Genomic DNA, 5060 nt, shown 5'->3' on the forward strand with positions numbered 1-5060 from the left:
AGCGATCTGGATCGCGCCATCAGCCAGTATTTTAATGGTAATCGTATCGGCCAATATCAACATGGCGACGATCTGCTACCGGTCATTGCCCGTCCACCGGCCAGTGAGCGTGAACAGATTGAAGCTCTGTACAATGTACGTATACAGCCAGAAGGCAGCCGCGAAACGCTCGCCTTAAGCCAGTTTATTGTGCGCCTCGATCCGGTGTGGGAAAACGCGATTGTCCGGCGGGTTGATCGTTTCCCGACCATCAAAGTGCAAGGCGATCCGGCAACTGAACTGACCGGCGTCGTATTTCAGCGCGTAAAAACTGCTGTAGAAGCCATTCCGCTACCACCGGGTTACAGCTTAAGCTGGGGGGGAGAGTTTGGTGATTCATCAGAAGCCAATGCCGGCATCATGCAGATACTGCCGTTAGCCTTTGCGGCGATGGTCTTTACCGTTGTTGCGCTGTTTAATGCCGTCCGTCAGCCGTTGATCATCTGGCTGATCGTACCGCTGGCAGTAATCGGTGTCAGCTTTGGCTTGGTGATAACACAAACACCGTTTGAGTTTATGGCGATACTCGCCTTCCTCAGTTTAGCGGGAATGCTGATTAAAAACGCAATCGTGCTGGTCGATCAAATCGATCTTGAGATCCGTGAAGGGAAACCTCGTTTACTGGCTGTACTCGAATCATCCCGCTCACGGGTTCGCCCAGTAGCCATGGGTTCTATCACCACCATCTTAGGTGTTGCCCCACTACTGCTCGATCCATTTTTTAAGTCAATGGCAATCACCATTATGTTTGGATTAAGCTTCGCAACGCTGCTGACACTGATCATTGTTCCGGTGCTCTACACCGTAATGTTTCGTATCAGTAAAGATGAGATAGCCTAATTTCATATAAAGAAACACCCTTACCTTGATAAGGCTTATCACGTATTTATAAGCCAATAACCATAAAAAGTGCACCGTACAAACGGTGCACTTTTTTTAAATCAGGCTAGCGCTTTCTCGCAAAGAGGCGTGTAGCGTTATCTATTTCGCCAACACCAGCATCCTTGGGAATAGCAGGTTATTCTCTAGATGAATATGTTGATGCAAATCAGCTTCAAACTCCGCCAACGTTGCCAGACACACCCGCCATGTCGTACAGGCATATTCTGGTGGCGTAAAGCCGTTGGTCATTTCACGCAAACTTGCCATGATTTCGCCTGCATCTTGGTGCTCATGCTCCATAACCCGAATCGGGTTACTGATATGACCAAAACAGGTCTGCTCTTGCACACCGGAAACCAAATTCACCATAGCAGGGAATAAAATCTGCTCTTCTTTCATCAAGTGTGGCAACAAATCATCCATCAGTGCCCGAATAAAACCGGCAAAGGGAAGAATTTCGGCATACTTTTCACCGTGAGCACGTACCATTTTTTGGCTGTACTCAAGCAACAGTGGCGCTGTTCGGCGAACATACGCGTGGTGAGTATTGACCAGATGCTCAATTAACTCAGGTGTGCTTAGCTCCGCGAATGTTGTGTCTGCATCTCCACCCTGCTGCAATGTGTTTAGCTCGGCAACAACCTCTGCCGGATTTGCCTTGGCTCGCTCACAAGCGCTGGCCAGCGTACGCCCGCCGCCGCAACAAAAATCGATACCAAAACGGCTAAATACATGCGCATTACGAAAATCTTGGCTAACCAATTCACCCACACGGCTCTCTAACAGACTCATACTTTTCTCCACCACCCGAACAGATAATCTCACATTATAAGTTGCATTTTAAATGCAACTTATTTTTTATGCAAGGCCGAAAAAAGACAAAAAAAAGGCGTTCACGCCGTAATGCGTAAACGCCAACTCAACTTCACAGGGAGTGAATCAATACAAAATACGGGCGCGAATCGTTCCGCTAATCTGTTTCATCCGCACTAATGCCCGCTCAGCAAACTCCGTCTCCACATCAATAACCACATACCCAATCTCAGGGGTCGTTTGCAGGTATTGAGCCGCAATATTGATGCCCTCTTCGGCAAAAATTTGGTTCAGTTGTGTCAGTACACCTGGGCGATTTTCGTGGATATGCAGCAAACGGCGAGCCCCACCATGCCCAGGTAAAGAAGCTTCAGGGAAATTGACTGCCGACAACGTTGAGCCGTTATCCGAGTACTTAATGAATTTCCCAGCCACTTCAATACCAATATTCTCTTGTGCCTCTTGAGTTGAACCGCCGATATGCGGAGTCAAAATCACGTTATCAAACTCACATAGCGGTGATACAAAAGGCTCTTTATTGGTAGCAGGTTCAGTTGGATAAACATCAATGGCTGCGCCAGAGAGATGCTCACTTTTTAATGCATCACACAATGCCGGAATATCCACCACCGTACCACGCGAGGCATTAATTAATATCGCTCCGCGTTTCATTTGCGCCAACTCAGTACTGCCAATCATATCTTTAGTCGAGCGGGTTTCCGGCACATGCAGGCTCACCACATCACTCATACTCAGTAGATCAGCAAGACTGGCCACTTGCTCGGCATTCCCCAGTGGTAATTTATTTTCAATATCGTAAAAATAAACTTTTAAACCGACCGACTCTGCCAGAATACCCAACTGAGTACCAATATGACCATAGCCAATAATACCGAGTTTTTTACCGCGCGCTTCATACGAACCCTCGGCACTCTTATTCCATACCCCCCGATGCGCACGCGCATTCGCTTCAGGAATACGGCGCAGCAGCAGCAAAATCTGCCCCAACACCATTTCAGCCACAGAGCGGGTATTTGAAAACGGCGCATTAAAAACCGGAATACCGCGGCGCTGTGCCGCGCTTAAATCAACTTGGTTGGTACCAATACAAAAACAGCCTACTGCAACCAGTTTTTCTGCAGCAGCAAAAATATCTTCAGTGAGGTTGGTACGCGAACGTAACCCAACAAAATGGGCATCACGAATCGCTATTTTCAGCTCAGCATCACTCAATGCCCCCTTGTGATACTCAATATTGCTGTAACCCGCCGAACGTAACAGGTCTACTGCTTTTGGGTGAACGCCCTCTAACAGCAAGAATTTGATTCTATCCTTTTCCAGTGAAACCTTAGCCATGTTTCAATCCTTACATCAACCCTGAAGCAGACTCACTTTCCACTCAATGAGTGGTCATCCTTTAGTCAAAATAACAGAAATTAAGTAACGTAGGAAAGGAACAATTCGCAGGCAGAAAAGAAAAAAGAGAAAATTTTTCAGAGCATTTATAGGATAAAAAAAAACGCTCACTCGCAGGCTAAAAAACAAAAGAGCGCTGCTGCGCTCTTTTATATCAGATATTGCTGCAATAACGTATTTAACTGACCGTTTTCACGCCATCAGCAGAACCTACCAGCACAACATCTGCCGGACGCTGAGCAAATAATCCGACCGTAACCACGCCAACAATATTGTTGATTTTATCTTCAAGCACTTTAGGCTCAACAATCGACATATTGTGTACATCAAGAATGATATTACCGTTATCGGTTTTTACACCCTGACGATAAACCGGATCACCACCGAGTTTGACCAACTCACGGGCAACATAAGAACGCGCCATCGGGATCACTTCCACCGGCAGTGGAAAATTACCCAAAACATGCACTTGTTTACTAGCATCAACGATACACACAAACTGCTTGGCAATAGCGGCAACAATTTTTTCGCGCGTCAGAGCCGCACCGCCGCCTTTGATCATCTGCAAATTGGCATTGATTTCATCAGCACCATCAACATAAACATCCAAGCTGCTCACTTCATTGGCATCAAAAACATCAATGCCCAGTGAACGCAGTTTAGCGGTGCTTGCCTCGGAACTCGATACCGCACCTTTAATCTGCTCTTTCATTGTGCCAAGCGCATCAATGAAGTGATTTACCGTTGACCCTGTACCTACACCAACAATGCTGCCCGGTTGTACGTACTCGAGTGCTGCCCAGCCTACCGCTTTCTTTAGCTCGTCTTGTGTCATCTCGCTATCCTCCGAGAGTGGGTATTCGCCCATTATACCGCTATCAGCATGCTTACGCTGTATCTCTTCTACCAATTCGGTGAATACCCACGGCAAAGATATTGCTTATTTATTCAAGCTAAAAACCACGTCAACTTGATCGGTAAAATGCAACGTCGGTTGCTGGTAGCTTTGGTTCACTTTAGCATTAGCGGAATCCGCATACGCGGCCATACGCAACATCGGTGGTACTGGCTGTGGTTGGGTACTGGTGTCGTAACGAATTTGTTCAACTTGACCAATTTTCACACCAAATCCGTTTGCCACGGATGTAGCTTTACTGATGGCATCTTTAATCGCCGCTTCACGGGCTTTTAGCTGATAGCTTTGCGGGTCAGAAACCCCCATCTGAATACCCTGAATATCATTCAACCCAGCTTTTAATGCGCCATTGAGCAGATCATTGAGCTTACTCAAATCCATCACTTTGACATCAACATGGCGAATAGCACGGTAACCTATCAGTGTCGGCGCTTTATCCTGCACATACTGATATTCTGGCTGAGTAATCAGGTTCGCAGCATTAATGTCTTTTACTGCTACCCCATTTTTCTCTAAAAATGTCATGTAATCACTGACGCGCGTATCTACTTGCGTTTTTGCATCAGCCGCGGTTTTAGCACTTTGATTCACTTCGATAGAGAGTGTTGCCATATTCGGTACGGCATCAACACTACCGTTTCCGGTCGTTGCCAAAGTAGGCATAGGCGCTAATGCTGTGGCTACTTCAGCCGCTTGTGTCGCAGGTAGCATGGTTGATGCCATTGATACACCCGGCGCAACAGCCAGCATCACGGCAATCGTTAACACTTTTAAGTTCATGACAACTCCTTAGTACACTTTAGCCTGCATGAGCGCAGCCTTTTGCTGGCATCCAGTATGGTAAGTTCCCCAGCCGCTTTCAAGAGTCTGTTGGTCAGCAGACATATTTAGCAATAATAAGAGGGAAACATAATCAAGACAGCAGAAGCTCACTATCAACCCAATATCCCGTTTTTTACCCAATAAAAAACCCCAATGAAGGGGCTTTTTGAAT

Annotated in this window: 6 protein-coding genes; 1 reads left to right on the forward strand and 5 read right to left on the reverse strand. The window is 46.6% G+C overall.

Annotated features, from left to right (window positions below; translation table 11 throughout):
• Positions 1-879, forward strand: an 879-nt coding sequence (locus ACRC27_RS12020) for an efflux RND transporter permease subunit (RefSeq protein WP_438639978.1), incomplete at its 5' end; no start/stop codon positions are given.
• A 141-nt stretch (positions 880-1020) separates the two neighbouring features.
• Here the strand turns inward: ACRC27_RS12020 and ric are convergent.
• The 5 genes from ric to ACRC27_RS12045 all read right to left on the reverse strand — a co-directional run.
• Complete coding sequence (ric, locus tag ACRC27_RS12025) at positions 1021-1713, reverse strand: iron-sulfur cluster repair di-iron protein (RefSeq protein WP_438639979.1); 693 nt, start codon at positions 1711-1713, stop codon at positions 1021-1023.
• A 147-nt stretch (positions 1714-1860) separates the two neighbouring features.
• Positions 1861-3090, reverse strand: coding sequence for a phosphoglycerate dehydrogenase (gene serA, locus ACRC27_RS12030; protein ID WP_438639980.1), 1230 nt, complete (start codon positions 3088-3090; stop codon positions 1861-1863).
• 238 nt (positions 3091-3328) lie between these two features.
• Complete coding sequence (rpiA, locus tag ACRC27_RS12035; RefSeq protein WP_438629798.1) at positions 3329-3985, reverse strand: ribose-5-phosphate isomerase RpiA; 657 nt, start codon at positions 3983-3985, stop codon at positions 3329-3331.
• A gap of 105 nt (positions 3986-4090) precedes the next feature.
• Positions 4091-4846, reverse strand: a complete 756-nt coding sequence (locus ACRC27_RS12040) for an oxidative stress defense protein (protein WP_438629796.1) — start codon at positions 4844-4846, stop codon at positions 4091-4093.
• A 9-nt stretch (positions 4847-4855) separates the two neighbouring features.
• A partial coding sequence (locus ACRC27_RS12045) for a hypothetical protein (protein ID WP_438639981.1) occupies positions 4856-5060 on the reverse strand: 205 nt, incomplete at its 5' end.

This window comes from Plesiomonas sp. (assembly GCF_051650925.1).
GTDB lineage: Bacteria > Pseudomonadota > Gammaproteobacteria > Enterobacterales > CAMTGL01 > Plesiomonas.

Bases quoted from the DNA above. Each gene is read 5' to 3' on its own strand.
- ric (WP_438639979.1), bottom strand. From the start codon at position 1,713: ATGAGTCTGTTAGAGAGCCGTGTGGGTGAATTGGTTAGCCAAGATTTT.
- serA (WP_438639980.1), bottom strand. From the start codon at position 3,090: ATGGCTAAGGTTTCACTGGAAAAGGATAGAATCAAATTCTTGCTGTTA.
- rpiA (WP_438629798.1), bottom strand. From the start codon at position 3,985: ATGACACAAGACGAGCTAAAGAAAGCGGTAGGCTGGGCAGCACTCGAG.
- ACRC27_RS12040 (WP_438629796.1), bottom strand. From the start codon at position 4,846: ATGAACTTAAAAGTGTTAACGATTGCCGTGATGCTGGCTGTTGCGCCG.